Below are 309 nucleotides of genomic sequence, written 5' to 3'. Positions count from 1 at the left end.
GCGCTCAGCAATGAGCGTCCCTACCGGGATCAGAGTGTCGCGGCCTTTGCCGAGAAGAATCATATATTTGAAAAGACTCAATTTTCAGCATGCGGAGAGGCTGAGATGGGTCTGGCAAAATCGGGGGACGTGGCGTCGCGGTTTTCGGCGTATGTTGAGGGTCTTACGAGCGTGATCGGGCATGCGGACCGAGCCAAGCCACTTCGCGATTACTGCACCGGTCTGATGATGCCTTGCGATCGCAAGAGTGTCGAGCCGATGGCGGCGATCACGGCTCCTGATCGGACAGCAGCGCAACATCAGTCGTTG

1 protein-coding gene is annotated in these 309 nt (G+C 57.3%); it reads left to right on the top strand.

The features are described from left to right. Positions 1-105 precede the first annotated feature (105 nt). The coding region (locus KIP88_RS46245) for a transposase (protein WP_214494690.1) at positions 106-309 on the top strand (204 nt) is incomplete at its 3' end.

The organism is Bradyrhizobium sp. SRL28 (genome assembly GCF_018596315.1).
Taxonomy (GTDB): Bacteria; Pseudomonadota; Alphaproteobacteria; order Rhizobiales; family Xanthobacteraceae; genus Bradyrhizobium.
The sequence above is the reverse complement of the archived record's forward strand: the minus strand, read 5'-3'. Positions and strand labels throughout refer to the sequence as shown.